Source organism: Thioclava sp. F36-7 (assembly GCF_002020075.1).
Lineage (GTDB): Bacteria > Pseudomonadota > Alphaproteobacteria > Rhodobacterales > Rhodobacteraceae > Thioclava > Thioclava sediminum.
The window spans coordinates 1-18441 of record NZ_MPZR01000014.1 but is presented as its reverse complement, the minus strand read 5'-3'; the positions used below and the strand labels follow the sequence as shown (position 1 = coordinate 18441).

Sequence of the window (18441 nt, the reverse complement as noted above, 5' to 3'; positions counted from 1 at the left end):
CGTGTGCTCGATCCGCGCGGTTTATTCACAAGAGAATGGTTGCCGATCCAGGTCGAAGTAAAGAAAATCAAAGCTCCAGATCAATCAAGCTAATCCTCACGCCGAAGCAGAAGAGCCGCGCCTGGGCCCATGTGGCGTAGGGAGCGGCTACATCCTGTCCACGATTTCCTGTGGATTGAGGAACGAAACCTCTTCGGTATTTCACCCCAAAGCACCACAATAGGGAGTGCGGGGCCAAAACCTCGGAAATTCAGGTCCCAAGAGGGAATATCGCTAGGAAAAGAAGATGGCCACAAGCCCCCAGGCACACTCGAAAAGACTTGTCGCCACACTTGTGCGCGAATTGTCCGACGCTGGATTGGCCGGCGCGCGGATCGAGATTAAGCCAGATGGCTGTGTCATCCTCCACATGACGAAGATTGAACAAGAACACCCTGATGACTTCCTCAGCGGTGATCTGAGGATGGGGAAGAAATGACGAGGAGAGCGCTCCCTAAATATGTCTACGAAGATCGTGAGTATGTTCGGTTTATTCGCCGGGCTCGCGGCCAGTCAGAGATGATGCATGAGGAACCGGGGTCGCCAGAATTCTGGGATCATTATAATCGGCTTCTTAAGGCAGAAAAGTCAGCTCCTTCCAAGAGGAACTTTGAGGCCCTTATTCTAAGCTATTATGAAAGCGAGGCTTTTCAGAAACTCGCTCCCCGCACGAAAAGCGACTACCACAAGTATATTAGCCATATTCGAGATATTTGGGGCGATTATGAGCCGGCTAAGATCGAAACAACGCACATCTACGAGTTACAGCAAGCGAACAGGCATCATTGGCGCCAAGCGAACTATCTCGTTCAGGTTATGGTGGTGCTCCTCAACCATGCAAGACTGAAAGGCTTTATTAAAGGAACCGGTGACAAAACCGCGGCGCATGGCGTTCCTCTCCTGAAGCAAAAAAGTGACGGCTGGGAGCCGTGGCCGCAGGATGTGCGCGAAGAGTTCGAAGAAGTTGCGACAGCGAGAGCAAGGCTTGTTTACGAACTTTGTATCGGGACCGGCCAGCGCATTGGCGATGTGGTGAAGATCCGTTGGGGCGACCTTTCGGAGGGCGTCTATCGGGTTAAGCAAGGCAAAACTGACAAGGAGTTGTGGATCCCGCTCACCGAACGCTTGGCGGAGTATCTATCTGCGGTTCCCAAGAAGGGACTTAACGTGATCACAGATGCGAAGGGGCGGCCAGTAAGCTACCGCATGATCGCCGAGGAGATGCGTAAGGTGAAGGCAAGCATGAAGCACCCGCAAGCTAAGAAATATGTCACGCACGGTCTACGCAAGAATGCGACGATCGAGCTCTACTTAGCTGGATGCGACGACGAAATGGTGAAGGCCGTCACAGGTCACTCGGGCGTAGAAATGCTGAAAAAATATGGTGGTGAGGTCCGACAGCGACTTTTTGCACAGCAGGCCCAAGAAGCCCGGAATCGAATGGAACAGAACAAGAAGGGAACGTGAAAGTTTCAACGCTTGTTTCAACATCCGATTTCTGAACGAGAAAGCGCGACGTAAGTCATTGAAATATTTGGAGGCGAGTACCGGAATCGAACCGGTGTACACGGATTTGCAATCCGCTGCGTCACCACTCCGCCAACTCGCCGCCGTGGTGTTGGCGTCAGATACGGTATCGCAAGCGCCCGCGCAAGAGGCGAGTTGTGCCTTTGGCGCATTGTGCGCAGGCGACGTCGGCTCTGAGCGCAAGGGCAGGTCCGAAGGCCCTCTCGCATAACTTGCTCAGACCCTGCTTCTGTGGCAAAACCGGCCACAAGGGTTTGCTACCGAAGAGTTCTCGACATGCAAGATTTCGCTACGCGCCGCACCATGATGGTCGACACGCAGGTCCGTCCCAGCGATGTGACCAAATTTCCGATCATCGCGGCGATGCTGCATGTGCCGCGCGAGCAATTCGTGCCCGCGGCCAAGCGCGAAGCCGCCTATATCGGGGAAAACCTCGAACTCGCGCCGGGCCGCGTGCTGCTGGAACCGCGCAATTTCGCGAAGATGCTCGATGCGCTCGACATCCAGCCCGATGATCTTGTCCTCGATGTGGGCGCCGGGCTCGGCTATTCCTCCGCCGTGATCGCGCGGATGGCCGAGGCGGTCGTCGCGCTGGAAGACGAGGAGATGGCATCGCAGGCAGAGGCTGCGCTGGCGGAGGCGGGGGCCGACAATGTCGCCGTCGTCACCGGCGCGCTGACCGAGGGCGCAGCACAGCACGGCCCCTATGACGCGATCCTCATCGAAGGGGCGGTCGAAACCGTTCCCGCGGCGCTGATCGAGCAACTCAAAGAAGGGGGCCGGATCACCGCAATTTTCATGGAAGGCGCCCTCGGGGTCGCCCGGATCGGTTACAAGATCGACGGTGCGATGAGCTGGCGCGATCTTTTCAATGGCACCGCACCTGTCCTCCAGGGGTTCGTGAAGCCGCGTGAATTCGTGCTCTGAGGAGCACATCGAATAGGCTAGCTGTTTTGCAGGATATGCAATCGGGCGCTGAGCCGATAGAATTTGAAGTAATCGCGCCCGGCGGCAGAGGGACAACACCTGCATCTGCGGCGATACAGGAAACGAGGGACATTCGATGCTGCGTAAGACTCTGACTATGACCGCTTTGGTCGCGGCTACCGCATTTGGGCCGGTCGCGGCAGGGGCGGAGACGCTCGCCGATGCGCTGGTCTCTGCATATCGCAATTCGAACCTGCTGGAGCAGAACCGGGCCGCGCTGCGGGCCGCCGATGAAGACGTCGCTCAGGCGGTCGCGAATCTGCGCCCGGTCCTGCAGTGGACCGCGAGCTACGATTACCTGAATTCCGACGCCACGGGGGCGATCTCGCAGAGCGCCTCGACCTCGCTCGGCGCGTCGATGACGCTGTTCGATTTCGGTCGCAACAAGATCAATGTCTCGATGAAGAAAGAGACCGTGCTGGCCACCCGTGAGGGTCTGCGCTCGGTCGAACAAAACGTGCTGTTGTCGGCGATCCAAGCCTATTCGGACGTGAAATCGGCCTCCGAGCAGGTTGCGATCAACCAGAACTCGGCGCGCGTCCTAAACGAAGAACTCAAGGCCTCGAACGACCGTTTCGAAGTGGGTGAAGTCACCAAGACCGACGTGTCGCTCGCTCAGGCACAGCTCGCGTCCGCCCGTGCCTCGCTCGCTGCGGCACAGGGCAACCTGCGCTCCGCACGCGAGGCCTACAAGGCGGCCACTGGCCACTATCCGAGCAACCTCGCGGCCTTCCCGAAGCGTCCGTCTCTGCCGGGTTCGCTGGATGCTGCACGTGACATCGCGCTGCGCACCCATCCGAGCATCAAGCAGCTGCAGCACACCGTCGCGGTCTATGACCTCGGTGTGGATTACGCCCGCGCCAATCGCCTGCCGAAAATCACCGGTTCGCTTGGCCTGCGCCAGCAAGAGCAGGGCGTGCAGACGCAATCCGCCGGGATCGAGCTGAACCAGACGCTTTATTCGGGTGGCGCGCTTCTTTCGGCGCAGCGTCAGGCCGTGGCGAACGATCAATCGGCCCGCGCGCAGCTGAGCCAGGCCGGTGTGACGGTCTCGCAAAACGTGGCCAACGCCTGGGCGGCGATCGACATCGCGAAGGCGCAGATTTCGGCTTACGACCAGCAGATCACCGCAGCCCGCACCGCCTATCAGGGCGTCAAGGAAGAGGCGCTTCTGGGCGCGCGCACCACGCTCGACGTGCTTTCGGCTGAACAGGACCTGCTGGATGCGCAGGCGGGCCGGATCGACGCGGCGGCCACTCTGCAGGTAGCTTATTATCAACTTTTGTCCGCTATGGGTCTGTTGACGGTAGAAAACCTGAAGCTTGGAATTCCGACCTATGATCCCGCGGCCTATTACAACTCGGTCCGCACCGCGCCCCTCACGCTCAGCCCGCAGGGCAAGCGTCTGGATCGTGTGCTCAAGGCCATCGGCCAGTAACGACCGATCGGTGTTTCGGCGGGCTTTCGGGTCCGCCTGCCGCGCCGCTGTGGCGCAGGCATCGCAGCCTCCGGGTGTCCCTTGCAGTTTCGGATCCGTCACGGCTGGACAGGCGCGCGTGCGCGCGGCAGGATGGAGTGATCATGGCTGATACCCGACCCAGACCCGAAATCGAAGATGTGCTGGCATCGATCCGGCGACTGGTGTCGCAGGACAGCCCGCGTGTGGCCGAGAGCTATCCGACTTCAAAAGGGGAGGGCGCGACACCCGATCCTTTGGTTTTGACGCCCGCGCATCTCGTGTCGGACACTCAGGCGGGGTCGAAAGGCGATATCCACGATCTCGAATGGTCCGCGCCGGGTGTTTCGCCGGAAGAGGAAGCCGAGGCGGCGCAGGATGACGCGGCCGATCTGTCGGAGGCGCCCGCCGCGTCGGTCGAGCCTGCACCGCTGTCCGAGGCGCGCCGAAAGCCGCAGAATTTCGAGCCCGAATTCGATGATGCCGAGGCCGAGCCCTGGCCGTCGGAGGCGGAATTGCCGCAGGGCAGCTTTGATGACGAACTCAAGCGGCTGGAGGGCTCGCTCGCCCAGCTTGAGGCAGAAGTGGCGCGCGATGGTGCCGATTACGAATCCGAGACGGGTGATAGGTTCGAACCGGCAGGCACCGCGCCGCTGACCGAATTGCCCGAAAGTTTTACGCCGGTTTGGGATCAGGGCTCCGATCCGGAGCAGACCTTCACCAGCGCCGAGTGGGAGGACGTGGCCGGCTTCGTCGCGCCGCATGCGCCGGAAGCCGACGCGGCGGACAGTGACGCGGATATCGCCAGCGAGACGCTTGAAAGCGCCGAGGATGATCCTCTGGCGGGGCTCGAATTCGATGACGCCGCTCCCGCAGAGGCCGAGCCGGAAGACATCAGCATCGACGATGAGGCCTTCGCGACCGAGGCCGTGATCGGCTTCGACGTGCCGCCGGGGGCCGAGGCTGAGCCTGAGTCGCTGCAGGACGCCACCGCAGCGCAGGATTGGGAAGATCTCACGCCGGAGATGGACGGCGCTGACAGTGCTCCCAACTTCGTGCAGGCTAGCGAGCATGCGGCTGATACGCCGCCGCGTCGCCTGCATCTCAGCGATGCCGGGGCGCGTGCCCCGGAGCCGGAGTCGCGGACGTCCAGCTATGCGGAGCTTCGTGCGTCGCTCGAAGAGGATTTCGAGGCGGATGAGATCGCCGCGCTCGAGGCCGAGCTTGCGTCCACATCGGACCAGCCCGATGCCGCCTTGCATCCGCTGGCGCAATCGATGACCGAGACCCAGCTTCGGCACCTCGTGTCGTCGCTGCTGCGCGAAGAGCTTCAAGGCGCGCTCGGTGCGAAGATCACGCGTAACCTGCGCAAGATGGTGCGTCGCGAAGTGCAGCGCGCGCTGATGAGCCGCGATCTGGACTGAGGCTGGAGAAGCTCGGGCAGGGACGCCCGAGAGCGACTTAGCCCTGCACTACGCGGCCAACAATGCGTGCATCGACCGGGAAATTCTTGCCACCGACTAGGCACGCAAGGCGTCTCCTTAGATCATCGCAAAAACACGCCCAAGAAATTCAAAACGGCGCGCCCTGTGGGACGCGCCGTTTTGTGTATCCAACTGTCGCCGTGGCGCCTGACAGGATCAGGCGGCTTCGGCCTCGTGCTCGTCCGAAATCGCGGCGAGGCGGCGTTCGCTTTCTTCGCGCGACAGGGCGACCGACGTGCGGACACCTTTGCCGACGAATTCCATCAAACCCCGGACGACGCGCTCGTTCGGATCGATGCCGGCGCAGGACAGAACTTCACGACCATCGCGCGAGCGTGCCCAGCGGGCGATCTGCTCGGGACCGTTGCCGTATTTCTTGTCGTCTGCAATCGCATCATCCAGCGCCGCGAGAACCACAGCGGCGAACAGTTTGCGGGCTCGTTGGCCCTGCTCGTAATTGAAGGCCGAGCCGTCAACGAAATCGCGCATTCTTCCGTCCTTTGTTATTGCTCTTGCGTTTCCTGGCGTGAGGGCCATCTAGGCCGTTCGGCCCCCGATTCGATATGCCTTGGGTCACATGGCAGGTATGCGACTGGCGCATATCACCTTTGCCGCTCACCAAAAGCTAGGCCCCTCATAAGGGATCGCAATGCACGCGAAGTAAGCGTGTGCCGCTGGAATTCAAGGCCGGCTATTTGCGAAGCGCGAACGCACAAAGGCCTAGATGGTCTTCTAAGTGATTGAAATTGCGCTCTATTGATAGTCTTCAGGTCGCGCGAATTCGTTCGTATTACGAAGGATTTCTTGCGGTCGTTTCCTCTGCGTCACGATGTTCCGGAAAACGCATGGATGGGGCTTGCGCTTTCTGAAATATTTGATCCTCGCTGGTCATAAATAAGTGACCACCGCGTCACCCGCCGACATCTCGCCCGATGCGCGCCCGAGGCGCAGATAGGCGATCGCGCGATCGCCCGAACGGGTGAAAAGACGCCCGACGCTGCGCCCGTCGGAGGTGATCTCGGTTCCCGGCTCAGCAGGGCCTTTGACATCGACCGTAACGAAGCCTTTGCGCAGCTCGGTCTTGTGCTTCATCCGCGCGGTGACTTCCTGGCCGACATAGCAACCTTTGCGGAAATCGACGCCGTCCAGCCGATCGAACCCGGCCTCGAGGATGAACGTGTCGGGGGTCAGTTCGACACCGGTCTCAGGGATGCAATGCGCAACGCGGATCGCGTCCCAATCGGTGCCGTCATCGCCCGCTTTGTCCCCGTAGAGCCGCCAGCCCATGTCGGGATGGCGCGGATCGGCCAGCGCGCCCTCGGGCGCGGGCCCGGTGCCGCGATAGACCTTCAGATCGGAGGGAGCGATCGCGACATCGGCACGCAGCTTGTACATGCCCAGCCGCTTGATCGTCGCCTCGGCGATGCTGGCGTCGATATCGAGCACGATCGCCTCGCCCCGCGCCAGCAGGAAGAAATCGGCAAGGTATTTGCCCTGCGGCGTCAGCAGGGCGGTATAGACCAGCCCGTCTTTTACGTGGCTCACGTCGTTCGTCACCAGCCCTTGCAGGAAGTGCTCGCGATCCGTACCGGTGATCTCGTAGAGAATGCGCTCGGCCATAGAGGTCTCCTTTCCCCGCCCATGTAGGCAGCCGGGGCGGGAATGCCAACTCAATCGAGAAGCTGCATCCGGCAGAGCCCCGCATAGGGCCCGTTCTTGGCCAGCAGCTCGTCATGCGTGCCCTGTTCGACGACCTGACCTTCGACCACCACGACGATCTTGTCGGCATTGCGCACGGTCGACAGGCGGTGGGCGATGACCAGCGTCGTGCGGCCCTGGCTCAGGTCCGCCAGCGCCTGCGCGACCTTGGCCTCGGAGACGGTGTCGAGGGCGGAGGTCGCCTCGTCGAGCAGCAGGATCGGCGCGTCGCGCAGCACGGCGCGCGCGATGGCGACCCGCTGGCGTTGCCCGCCGGACAGGGCCGAACCACGCGGGCCTGCGCCGGTATTGATGCCGTTCTGCAGGAGGTCGGTGAATTCGGTCACATGGGCGGCTTCGAGCGCGGTCTGGATATGGTCGGGATCGACCTCCTGCTGCCCGAGCAGGACATTCTCGCGGATTGTCTCGTCGAACAGCGCGGAATCCTGCGACACGGTCGAGAAATGCTGGCGTAGTTCGGCAAGGCCGAGAGCGTTCAGCGGCGTGCCGCCCAACGTGATGCGCCCGCTATCGGGATCGACGAGTCGGGTCAGCAGGTTGAACACGGTGGTCTTGCCCGCGCCCGAGGGGCCGACAAGCGCGGTGGTCTGGCCCGGTTCGGCAACGAAGCTGAGGCCGCGCAGAACGTGCTTGTCGCCGTAATGCAGATGCACGTCGTCGAACTCGATCCGCGTGGTCTCGGGCAGGGCCGAAGGCTGCGCGGGCGAGGTGATCGCGGGTTGCGTGTCGAACAGGCGATAGATTCGCTCGAGGCTCGCGGCCGCCGTTTGCCACGCACCTGCCGAATTCGCGAGACGGCGCAGCGGCTGGAAGGCCAACGCCATCGCGGTGAAGAAAGACATGAAATCGCCGACCGACCGCTCGCCCTCCAGAATCTGCTGGCCGCCGAGGATCAGCACCACGAAGAAGCCGAGACCGGTGATGATGTCGATCATCGCGGGCACGAGGCCCGAGATGAAGGTGGTCTTGATCTGGGCGATCCGGACCTCGTTCACCAGACGGGAGAAACGCCCCGCCTGATACTCCTCGATCCCGTTGAGCTTCACGGCGGCGATGCCGTGGAAAACCTCGTCGAGCCGGGTCGCGCGTTCGGAAGAGCTTTCGCGCATCTGGCGTGTCTTGCGGCGGATATAGCGTTGCGCCATCGCGACCGGCAGGATCAGGAGCGGTGCGCCGATCACGGCCCCCAGCGTCCAGCCAGGGTCGATGGCGACCGCCACGCCGAACAGCGAAATCAGAGAGACCGCGTCGCGTCCGGTGCTGGAGATGAAGATTTTCCACACGTTCTGCACGGCGGAGGTGTCGCCCTGCACGCGTTCGATCAGCGCGCCGGGCGGGTTGGCCTGATAGAAATGCTGGTCGAGCCGCAGCATGTGCCGGAACAGGTCGATCTGCATATCGCTAGAGGTGCGCAGCGAGACGCTCGTCATCACCGTGCGCGAGGCCACCGAGGTCACGGCGCGGATCAGGAACAGCCCGAAGATCGCGGCGCCGACCCACCAGATCAGATCGCTTTCGCCTTGCACGAAGACCTTGTCGAAGAGCGGCTTGAGCATCCAGCTCAGCGCGCCCAGCGTCGAGCCTTCGATCATCAGAAGGACCATCGACACACCGATCATCGGCCAGTGCTTGAGCAGATAATCGCGCCACATACGGCCCGCGAGGTGTTTCGACGTGTAAGGATTTGCAGTCTTGGCCACGAGGCACCATGCGATAGGCGTGCCATTCGGCACGCGGTTAAGCCCGTGAATTACCGCGAGACAGGGGGCGCGTGCAAGCCGGGCGCGAGATTGACGCCGCGCGCGGGCGGCATTACCGATTGTCCGTTCTGCCAGACGGAGATACCCGATGAGCCTTGCCCAAGGTCGCCCCTACCTCGCCATTCCCGGCCCCTCGACGATGCCTGACCGTGTTCTGGCCGCGATGCATCGTCCCGCGCCCAATATCTACGAAGGCGAGATCGAGGAGATCGCGGCGCGGGTCGCGGCGAACCTGCGTCGGGTGGCGATGTCCTCGTCCCATGTCGCGATCTATATCGCCAACGGGCACGGCGCTTGGGAGGCGTCGATCTCCAACGTGTTCTCGCGCGGCGACAAGGCGTTGAGCCTCGTGACCGGGCGCTTCGGCAATATCTGGGCGCGCAACGCGGCCACGATGGGCGTGGACGTTCAGCGGCTGGAATTCGGCATCAAGGCACCGGCCGACCCTGCAAAGGTCGAAGAGGCGCTGCGGGCCGACAAGACCCACGAGATCAAGGCCGTGCTGCTCACCCATGTCGATACCGCGACCTCGGTGGTCAATGACGTGGCGGCGATCCGTGCAGCCATCGACGCGGCGGGGCATCCGGCACTTCTGATGGTCGATTGCATCGCCTCTCTGGGATGCGATGAGTTCCGGATGGATGACTGGGGCGTCGACGTGATGGTCGCCGCCAGCCAGAAGGGCCTGATGGTGCCGCCGGGTCTGGGCTTCGTGTGGTTCTCCGACAAGGCGCTGGCCGCGAGCCGCGAGGCCGATCTGGTCACGCCCTATTGGGACTGGCAGCCGCGCGCCTTTCCCGAGATGGTCTATCAGTATTTCGGGGGCACCTCGCCGACGCATCACCTCTTCGGCCTGGATGAATCGCTCAAGATGATTCTGGAGGAAGAGGGGCTCACCCATATCTGGGCGCGTCACGCGACGCTCGCCTCCGCTGTCTGGGCGGCTTTCGAGACGTGGGGACAGGAGGGCGATATCGCGCTCAATATCGCGAACCCGGCCCATCGCGCTCATTCGGTGACTGCGGCGCGGATCGGCGGCGGCAATGCCCAGCGGCTGCGCAGTTGGCTCGAACGCGAGGCGGGGGTCACGCTGGGCATCGGGCTCGGGATGGCCGAACCCGGCACGCCCGAAGCCAACGATTTCCTGCGCGTCGCCCATATGGGCCATGTGAACGCCCATATGACGCTGGGCGCGCTGGCGACGATGGAGGCCGGGATGCAGGCGCTGAAAATCCCGCACAACCCCGGCGGCATCGCCGCGGCGGCTGGCGCGATTGCGAAAGGCGCCGGTCAGGCCTGACCGTGACGCTCCAGCCAGTCGGTGAGCTGTTCGACCTCTTCCGAAGCTTCACGCGAGATTTGCGGGGCTTCGGTGCGTGACGTCGAGAGTTTCATCTCGCGGCTGGATTGGGTCATGCCTGCATAAGCGCCGAAGGCCAAGGCAAAGGCCAGCGGGCTAAGCATTGCGATACGGGCGTTGCGAGTCTTGCGGCTCATGGGTCTGCTCCTGTTGTTGAGCAAAACATGGGCGCGCCCCCGAGTCGGCGCAACTCACCTTGCGGCGAGACGCGCCGACGCCGGTGCTTTTTTGCCGATTTGATCGGCGGAATTGTGTCTGAGAGGGCGCGCGGCTCAGCGCGCGCGGGCGGCTTTCAGCGCGTCGGGCAGAGCCGCGGCGAAGGCGTCGAGCTCGGCCTCCGGCCCGACTGAAACCCGGATGCAGCGATTTTGCGGGGCGACGAAAGGCATCCGCACGAACACCGCGCGCGCATCCAGTTCCTGCAGTACAGCCCGCGCGAACTCACCGTCCTGCCCGCAGTCGACGGCGACGAAATTCGTGGCCGAGGGCAGAGTGCTCAGCCCGTTCGCCCGCGCGATGGTGTCGATCCTGTCGCGCGCGCCTGCCACCAGAAGGCGCATATAGGCCTGCCACGTTTTGTCCTGCAACGCGGCCAGCGCACCAGCCTGAGAAATCCGGCACATGCCGAAATGATTGCGGATCTTGTCGAAGGCCGCGATCAGCTCGGGCGCGGCCAAGGCATAGCCCACACGCGCGCCCGCCATCCCATGCGCCTTCGAGAAGGTGCGCATCCGGATCACGCGGGGATCGTCGGCTTTGATGCGCGCTTCGGTCCCGTCTTCGGCGAATTCCACATAGGCCTCGTCCAGCACCATCAGCGTGCCCTCGGGCACCGCCTCGATCATCGCCTCGATCATCTCGCGCGGGTGATGGGTGCCCATCGGATTGTCGGGATTGGCGATATAGACGAGCTTCGCGCCCACCTCCGCCGCCTTCGCGATCAGCGCCTGCGGGTCTTCGTGGTCATCGGCATAGGGCACCTTGTGCAGCACCCCGCCAAAGCCCGCGACGTGGTAGTTGAAGGTCGGGTAGGCGCCTTCCGAGGTGACGACCGGGTCGCCGGGTTCGATCACCAGACGGCATAGATAACCCAGAAGCCCGTCGATCCCTTCGCCGACCAGCACATTCTCGACCGCGACACCGTGATGCTCGGCAATCGCCGTGCGCAGCTCGAAACTGGTCGAGTCGCCGTATTTCCAGACATCGCCTGCCGCCGCCGCCATCGCGGCAATCGCGCGCGGCGAGGGGCCGAAGCCGTTTTCATTCGCACCCAGTCGCGCGGTGAAGCGGCGACCGGCAATGCGCTCGTGTTCCTCGGGCCCGACGAAGGGCACGGTGGCGGGAAGGCTGTCGATCAGGCGGGTATATCGGGGTCCGGTCATGGCTACAGGCGTAAGCGCAAAGCGGTCATGCGGCAAGAGGGCGCTTCAAGAGGTAGCGAGGGGAGCCGGAACACCGGAACCGGGGACTAGGCTAAAGGCTTGTCCCGGCGTAATCTTTAAAAATCACATATGTTTGGGAAGCCAGCCGATGAGCGCCAGCGACACCTCTTTCTCCACCTCCCTGTTCGAGACCCTGACCGGAGATGCGCCGGGGAACGTAAAAGAGCTCAGCGACAGCGCGGCGAAGCACGAACCTGGCAGTTTCCTGCGTCATGTCGGCTCGCTGTCGATGACCAAGCTGGCCGACGGGCTGATCGATCCGAAACTGGTGCTGAGCTGGCTGATGCAGGCCGTCGGTGCGCCCGCCGCGCTTGTCAGCTGGCTGGTGCCGGTGCGCGAGGCGGGCTCTCTGCTGCCGCAGCTGTTCACCGCGCCGCATGTGCGCCAGATGCCGCAGCGCAAATGGGCCTGGGCGGCGGGGAGCTTGATCCAGGGGCTGGCTGCGGCGGCGATCGTGGTGATCGCGCTGACGATGCAGGGGATGGCCGCGGGACTTGCGATGCTGGTTGCGCTGGGTGTGCTGGCGATTGCGCGCTCGCTGTCCTCGGTGAGCTACAAGGATGTGCTGGGCAAGACGGTCGACCGGACGCGGCGCGGCACGACGACCGGGATCGCGACGAGCGTCTCGGCCGCCGGGGTGATCCTGTTCGCGATCATCCTGATGACCGGCGTGGTGGAGCGGATGAGCCTCGTGATCGGGGCGATCTCGCTGGCGGCCGTGCTGTGGGTCGCGGCGGCGGCGCTGTTCTCCACGCTGACGGAAGAAGACCAGCCGGGCGAGGATAAGGCCAGCATCGGCCTGTCCGAGCTGAGCCTGCTGTGGAAGGACGCCGATCTGGGCAAGTTCGTGATCGCGCGGGTGCTGCTGCTGCCGACCGCGCTCGCGCCGCCCTATATCGTGCTGCTCGCGGCCCAGGCGGGCGATAACCGGTTCGGCGCGCTGGGGGCGATGGTGCTGGCCTCGGCGCTGGCCTCGCTGGTGAGCTCCTATATCTGGGGGCGGCTGGCGGATCGCTCCTCGCGCAAGGTGCTGATCTTCACCGGGTTGGTCGCAGCCGCGTTTCTGGCGCTGGCGGTGGTGCTGGGTTGGTCGGGGCTGATGGGCACGATCTGGGCCTCTCCGGTGGCGCTGTTCGGGCTGATGATCGGCTATCAGGGGGTGCGGCTGGGCCGCTCGACCTATCTCGTGGATATGTCGCCCAGGGATGACCGCGCGGCCTATACGGCGGTGTCGAACACGACCGTGGGGGTGATGCTGCTGGCCTTCGGGGCGGCAAGCTCGGCGCTGGCGATGGCGGGGCCGGATATGGTGCTGATCGTCTATGCGGGAATCTGCGTGGTCGCCTCGGGCGTCGCCTTCACGATGAAGGAGGTGTCGGAGTGAGGTCTCCGCTCAGCTCATGGCGCGGGGCGACCAGCCCCGGGCCGCGCCCGACCCTCCCCCCGGGAGGGCGCATTGCGATATCGCGCGCGCTCATCCGTCGTTCGGGCTTGTGAGATAAAGTGCGGACCTCACATGTTGAGCCGCGCCCACCCGAGGGTCAGGCGCGGCCCTGATCGCTAAAGGCCTCGCTCAGCCCATCTCGGCCAGACGCGCCACGGCCTGACGGACCTTCTCTGCCTCTTCCTCGGCGCGGGCGAGGTTCTCGCGGGTTTCCACGACGACCTCGGGATCGGCATTGGCGATGAATTTCGGATTGTTCAGACGGCCCTTCATGCCGCCGATTTCCTTCTCCATCTTGCCCAGAGCCTTCTCCAGACGCGCCTTCTCCTTGGCGATGTCGATCACGCCTTCCAGCGGCAGCCCGAACAGCGCGCCCTGCGCCGGGATCGAGATCGCGCCTTTCGGGATCGGTGCCTCGGTGATGCTCTCGATGCGCGCCAGCTTGAAGATCAGCGCCTCGTTATTGGCGAGCGCTGCGCGCGCGGCGTCATCGGCCTCGGCCAGAACCATCGGCAGTTTCAGCCCCACCGGCACGCCCATCTGCGTGCGCGAGGAGCGGATCGCCTCGATCAGGTCGATCACCCAGTTCATCTCGCCTTCTGCGAGCACGTCATGGAGGTCAGGATTGTAGGTGGGCCAATCTGCGTGAACGAGCATCTTCTTTCGGTCACCTTCCGGCGCGGTCAGATCCCAGAGCTCCTCGGTGATGAAAGGCATGATCGGGTGCAACATGATGAAGCACTGATCCAGCACCCAGCGCATCGTTGCCTTCGTCTCATCTGCATACTCACCATCAAAGAGAGGCTTGGCGAACTCGACATACCAATCGCAGACTTTACCCCAAACGAAGCTGTAGAGCCCAAGCGCAGCATCATTAAAGCGATACGCCTCAAAGCTTTCATCAACGAGCCGAAGGGTTTTGGTCGTTTCCGCCATGATCCAGCGGTTTACGGTATGCGTGGGCTTCGGAGTTTCCGAAATCACTGGGCCTTCGAACACGCCGTTCATCTCGGCGAAGCGCGTCGCGTTCCAGATCTTCGTGCCGAAGTTCCGATAGCCCTTGATGCGCTCTTCCGAGAGCTTCAGCACGCCGCCCATCGCCGCCATCGCGGTATTGGTGAAGCGCAGCGCATCCGCGCCGTAAGCATCGATGATTTCGAGCGGGTCGATCACGTTGCCCGTCGTTTTCGACATCTTCTTGCCCTTCTCGTCGCGGACGAGCTGGTGCAGGTAGACGGTGTGGAAGGGCACCTGATCCATGACGGCCAGCTGCATCATCATCATCCGCGCCACCCAGAAGAACAGGATGTCGAAGCCGGTCACGAGGACATCGGTCGGGAAATACTTGCGCATCTCCTCGGTATCCTCGGGCCAGCCGAGCGTGCCGATCGGCCAGAGCCCCGACGAGAACCAGGTGTCGAGCACATCGGCATCGCGCCAGACCGGGTAGACGAGCTGCGTCGGATCCTCGGTCATCTCGTATTGCGCGAGGCTCGCGGCGAGCACTTCGATCGCCTTGTGGCGGTCTTCGACCTCGACGATGCGCGCGGCGTTGAGCGGTGTCGGCAGCTCGGCGTTCTGTGCCTTGAACCAGCCGATGACGCTCTCGAAATCGGACGCGCAGTGATAGCGGTCGTCGCGATGCACCATCTTGGTCTCGACGAGCAGGCGGCCCATCTCCACGAGGTCGATCGTGCCGTCGCCCTCGTCATCGCGGAAGTCGGGCGCTTCCATATCCAGACCGTACCAGACCGGGATCTGGTGGCCCCACCAGAGCTGGCGCGAAATGCACCACGGCTCGATGTTCTCCAGCCAGTGGAAATAGGTCTTCTCGCCGGCCTCGGGCATGATCACCGTGTCGCCGTTGCGCACCGCATCCAGCGCCTTGCCCACGATCTTCTCGGCATCGACGAACCACTGATCGGTCAGCATCGGCTCGATCACCACTTTCGAGCGGTCGCCGAAGGGCTGCATGATCGGCTTGTCTTCGACGTAAGCGACGGTGGTTTCGGTCTCGTTGCCGTCTTCGTCGGTGACGGTCTTCGTGATCGTCACCGCGAGGCCCTCGTCGGTGATCTGACGGATCACGGCTTCACGCGCCTCGAACCGGTCGAGCCCGCGCAGTTCCTCGGGCACGAGGTTGAGCGCGTCGATCTCGGCCTCGGTGAACTCGGCCCCTTTCGAGATGTCCATCGCACGGGCCGCGCATTCCTCGTAGGACAGCCCGTCGGCGCGCATCGCGCCCTTGGTGTCCATCAAGCGATACATCGGAATGCCGCCGCGCTTGGCGACCATGTAGTCGTTGAAGTCATGCGCGCCGGTGATCTTCACCGCGCCCGAGCCGAAATCGGGATCGGGATATTGGTCGGTGATGATCGGGATCAGGCGGCGATGCTCTTTCGGGCCCACCGGAATCTCGCAAAGCTTGCCGACGATCGGCGCGTAACGCTCATCCGAGGGATGAACCGCAACCGCACCGTCGCCCAGCATCGTCTCGGGACGGGTGGTCGCGATCGAGATGTAATCGCGCTCTTCGGTGAAGAGGACATTCCCGTCTTCGTCCTTCTCGACGTAAGTATAGGTCTCGCCGCCTGCGAGCGGGTATTTGAAGTGCCACATGTGACCGGCGACTTCGATATTCTCCACTTCCAGATCCGAGATCGCGGTCTCGAAATGGGGGTCCCAGTTCACCAGCCGCTTGCCGCGATAGATCAGGCCCTTCTCGTACATGTCGACGAAGACCTTGATCACGGCGTCATGGAAATTGCCCTCGTTGCCTTCCGGCGCACCGGGCGCACCCGACATGGTGAAGGCGTTGCGCGACCAGTCGCAGGATGACCCCAGACGCTTGAGCTGGTTGATGATGGTCGAGCCGTATTCGCCCTTCCACTCCCAGACCTTCTCGAGGAATTTCTCGCGGCCCAGTTCCACCCGCTTGGGCTGCTGGGTCTTGGCCAGTTCCTTCTCGACCATCAGCTGGGTCGCGATGCCCGCATGGTCCTGACCCGGCTGCCAGAGCGTGTCGAACCCGCGCATCCGGTGCCAGCGCACGAGGATATCCTGCACGGTGTTGTTGAAGGCGTGGCCCACATGCAGCGCGCCCGTCACGTTGGGCGGCGGGATCATTACGCAGAAGGTCTCGTCGCGCGATGCGTTGGCCCCGGCCTTGAAGGCTCCGGCCTCTTCCCATTTCGCGTAGATCCGCGGCTCGGCGCTCGCGGCATCGAAAGTCTTGTCCATCGTCATGTCAGGCATCCTTGGCTCGGCTTGAGGGTTGTTTAGCCCGCGCAGGCGACAAGGAAAACCCCGTGTGCGCCGGTCCAAAAAGCCCGGCGGGCACGATCGGGTCAACAAACTGCCGCGATTGCCCCTGAAGATAAGAGAAACTTATCCTACATTGGATAGTATAAGCCCAACTTATCTGAGGAGCGCTGATATGCGCGGTCTCTTCGAGCGTGTGATCTCTGCCCTGCGTCGCCGCAGCCGGGAACGGGCCGAGGCGCGCGCGGCAACTGGTGCAGGCCGTGGGCCGGTGGATCATGTCGTGCTGCTCGACGGGACGCTCGGCTCGCTGCGCGCTGACCGCCTCACCTCGATCGGGCTGATCTATCGCTTCCTGCGCCGGGCCGCGCCGAAAGTGTCGGTCTATTACGGGCGTGGGCTGCGCTGGCGGGACTGGCACGACATGTCGGATGTGTGGTTCGGCTGGGGCGTGAACCAGCAGATTTCGCGCGCCTATGGTTGGCTCGCGATGCGCTACCGTCCGGGGGATCGGATTTTCCTGATCGGCTATTCTCGGGGCGCCTTCGCGGCGCGCTCGCTGGCCGGAATGATCGGGCGGATCGGTCTCTTGCGTCCGGAACATGCGATCGAGCGGAATACCCGCCTCGCATGGCGCCATTACGAGGAAGAGACGCCCACCGACATCCTGCAAAGCTTTCGCAACAGCCTATGCCACGAGGACGTCGAGATCGAGATGGTCGGCGCGTTCGACACGGTGCAGGCGCTGGGCATCCGTGTGCCGTTCTTCTGGATCGTCAGCGAAGAGCGCGTGCGGTTTCACGACCACCACCTGAGCGATCATGTGCGCCACGGGTTTCAGGCGCTCGCGATTGACGAGCGGCGCTCGGTGCTGGAGCCGTTGGTCTGGGAAAGCGATGAGGGGGCTTCGGAGGCAGATCCTCCCGCGACCCGGATCGAGCAGCGCTGGTTTCGCGGTGCGCATGGCGATATCGGCGGGATGCTGGGCCATTTCGGCGATGCCCGGCCGCTCGCCAATATTCCGCTCGTGTGGATGCTCGAACGCGCCGAGTCGCTGGGGCTGAGCCTGCCGCCCGGCTGGCAGGCGGAGTTTCCGCGCGATCCGAATGCTCCCTCGGTCGGCACATGGACCGGATGGAGCAAGCTGTTCTGGCTGCGTGCGCCGCGTGTCGTGGGCCGCGACCCTTCTGAGGGGCTGCATGAGAGCGTCGTCTTGCCCGAAGGCTCGCGCGCGATTTTCCGACCGCGCATCCTGCGCCCCGAAATCCGCCGCCTCGCGCGCGGGTCCGCGCCGGCCTCAGAGCTCGGGCGTCATGACGAAACAGGTGGCGGTGCCGGTCGCGTAGAGGCGTCCATCCTCGGCGCCCCGGATCTCACCCCGCGCGACGCCAGTTGACCGCCCAATATGATCGAGCTGGCCCGTGCCGATCACCTCGGTGCCGGGCTTGATCGCGCGGATCAGGTTCACCTTGAATTCGAGCGTCGTCTGCGTCTGGCCCTTCTTCAGCCCGGTGATCACCGAGCAGGTCATCACCGTGTCGAGCATCATCGCATACCAGCCGCCGTGAATGCCGCCATAGCCGTTGGTCTGCGGATGGCCCGGCGTGCCGCGACAGGTGACGCGGCCTTCCTCGGCCTCGGTGATCCGGTAGGCCATTAGCTTCTGCACGGTGGGGGAGGGGACGTCGCCGGTGACCATCTTGCGGACGTAGTCGAGCCCCGACATCGAGAGGACCTCCTCGAGCGGGAGGAAATCGTCGGGTCCTTCGGCAAAATATTGGTCGGGCATGTCACTTCCTTTTCCGGGTCGGGCGTTAAGCTATCGCGGTGGGCCGGAAAGGGAAGGGGGGTGAGAAGAATGGGGGGGGCTTGGAGCCCATAGTGACGAATGCTGCGGCATGGTCGAATGGCGGCTTAGCCAGAGAAATCAAACCTGACTCTCCTCGGCTTGGTACTCCGTTG

15 protein-coding genes and 1 tRNA gene are annotated in these 18441 nt (G+C 63.3%); 8 read left to right on the top strand and 8 right to left on the bottom strand.

Annotated elements, in window-relative coordinates:
• Nucleotides 1–286 precede the first annotated feature (286 nt).
• Complete coding sequence (locus BMI89_RS19105) at nucleotides 287–478, top strand: hypothetical protein (RefSeq protein WP_078549130.1); 192 nt, start codon at nucleotides 287–289, stop codon at nucleotides 476–478.
• Entirely contained in the window at nucleotides 475–1506 is a 1032-nt protein-coding gene (locus BMI89_RS19100; RefSeq protein ID WP_078522433.1) for a tyrosine-type recombinase/integrase, read from the top strand. The genes BMI89_RS19105 and BMI89_RS19100 overlap by 4 nt, the downstream gene beginning before the upstream one ends.
• A gap of 68 nt (nucleotides 1507–1574) precedes the next feature.
• Here the strand turns inward: BMI89_RS19100 and BMI89_RS19095 are convergent.
• Nucleotides 1575–1648 (bottom strand) — tRNA-Cys (locus BMI89_RS19095).
• A gap of 194 nt (nucleotides 1649–1842) precedes the next feature.
• On the opposite strand from BMI89_RS19095, the gene BMI89_RS19090 reads away from it, so the two are divergent.
• The 3 genes from BMI89_RS19090 to BMI89_RS19080 all read left to right on the top strand — a co-directional run bounded on the left by BMI89_RS19090 (nucleotide 1843) and on the right by BMI89_RS19080 (nucleotide 5433).
• The gene (locus BMI89_RS19090) at nucleotides 1843–2493 is read left to right on the top strand and encodes a protein-L-isoaspartate O-methyltransferase (protein ID WP_078522434.1); all 651 of its coding nucleotides are present in this window, start codon (nucleotides 1843–1845) and stop codon (nucleotides 2491–2493) included.
• A gap of 136 nt (nucleotides 2494–2629) precedes the next feature.
• Nucleotides 2630–3991, top strand: a complete 1362-nt coding sequence (locus tag BMI89_RS19085) for a TolC family outer membrane protein (RefSeq protein ID WP_078542289.1) — start codon at nucleotides 2630–2632, stop codon at nucleotides 3989–3991.
• Nucleotides 3992–4134: 143 nt separating this feature from the next.
• Nucleotides 4135–5433, top strand: a complete 1299-nt coding sequence (locus tag BMI89_RS19080) for a hypothetical protein (protein ID WP_078572403.1) — start codon at nucleotides 4135–4137, stop codon at nucleotides 5431–5433.
• Nucleotides 5434–5649: 216 nt separating this feature from the next.
• Here the strand turns inward: BMI89_RS19080 and BMI89_RS19075 are convergent, their stop codons facing one another.
• The 3 genes from BMI89_RS19075 to BMI89_RS19065 form a co-directional block, all read right to left on the bottom strand.
• Entirely contained in the window at nucleotides 5650–5982 is a 333-nt protein-coding gene (locus BMI89_RS19075) for a DUF6280 family protein (protein WP_075773874.1), read from the bottom strand.
• Between the two features lie 399 nt (nucleotides 5983–6381).
• Complete coding sequence (locus tag BMI89_RS19070) at nucleotides 6382–7113, bottom strand: folate-binding protein YgfZ (protein WP_078572402.1); 732 nt, start codon at nucleotides 7111–7113, stop codon at nucleotides 6382–6384.
• Between the two features lie 50 nt (nucleotides 7114–7163).
• Nucleotides 7164–8864 carry an ABC transporter ATP-binding protein gene (locus BMI89_RS19065; protein WP_078572401.1) on the bottom strand — a complete coding sequence of 567 codons (1701 nt, stop codon included), beginning with the start codon at nucleotides 8862–8864 and terminating at the stop codon, nucleotides 7164–7166.
• Between the two features lie 196 nt (nucleotides 8865–9060).
• Here BMI89_RS19065 and BMI89_RS19060 point away from each other — a divergent pair, with 196 nt between their 5' ends.
• Nucleotides 9061–10272, top strand: coding sequence for an aminotransferase class V-fold PLP-dependent enzyme (locus BMI89_RS19060; RefSeq protein ID WP_078572400.1), 1212 nt, complete (start codon nucleotides 9061–9063; stop codon nucleotides 10270–10272).
• On the opposite strand, the gene BMI89_RS19055 is transcribed toward BMI89_RS19060, so the two are convergent.
• Both BMI89_RS19055 and BMI89_RS19050 read right to left on the bottom strand, forming a co-directional pair.
• Complete coding sequence (locus BMI89_RS19055) at nucleotides 10263–10469, bottom strand: hypothetical protein (RefSeq protein ID WP_078522440.1); 207 nt, start codon at nucleotides 10467–10469, stop codon at nucleotides 10263–10265. The genes BMI89_RS19060 and BMI89_RS19055 overlap by 10 nt on opposite strands.
• Nucleotides 10470–10604: 135 nt before the next feature.
• Complete coding sequence (locus BMI89_RS19050; protein WP_078572399.1) at nucleotides 10605–11714, bottom strand: pyridoxal phosphate-dependent aminotransferase; 1110 nt, start codon at nucleotides 11712–11714, stop codon at nucleotides 10605–10607.
• A 148-nt stretch (nucleotides 11715–11862) separates the two neighbouring features.
• Between BMI89_RS19050 and BMI89_RS19045 the strand changes: the two genes are divergently transcribed.
• Nucleotides 11863–13158, top strand: coding sequence for an MFS transporter (locus BMI89_RS19045; protein ID WP_078572398.1), 1296 nt, complete (start codon nucleotides 11863–11865; stop codon nucleotides 13156–13158).
• A 189-nt stretch (nucleotides 13159–13347) separates the two neighbouring features.
• On the opposite strand, the gene BMI89_RS19040 is transcribed toward BMI89_RS19045, so the two are convergent.
• Nucleotides 13348–16464, bottom strand: a complete 3117-nt coding sequence (locus tag BMI89_RS19040) for a valine--tRNA ligase (protein WP_078572397.1) — start codon at nucleotides 16462–16464, stop codon at nucleotides 13348–13350.
• A gap of 190 nt (nucleotides 16465–16654) precedes the next feature.
• Here BMI89_RS19040 and BMI89_RS19035 point away from each other — a divergent pair, with 190 nt between their 5' ends.
• Nucleotides 16655–17875, top strand: coding sequence for a DUF2235 domain-containing protein (locus tag BMI89_RS19035; protein ID WP_078572396.1), 1221 nt, complete (start codon nucleotides 16655–16657; stop codon nucleotides 17873–17875).
• Here BMI89_RS19035 and BMI89_RS19030 read toward each other — a convergent pair.
• On the bottom strand, nucleotides 17777–18268 hold the full coding sequence (locus tag BMI89_RS19030) for a PaaI family thioesterase (protein WP_078572395.1): 492 nt from the start codon (nucleotides 18266–18268) through the stop codon (nucleotides 17777–17779). The two genes, BMI89_RS19035 and BMI89_RS19030, sit on opposite strands and share 99 nt — an antisense overlap.
• Nucleotides 18269–18441: the final 173 nt, after the last annotated feature.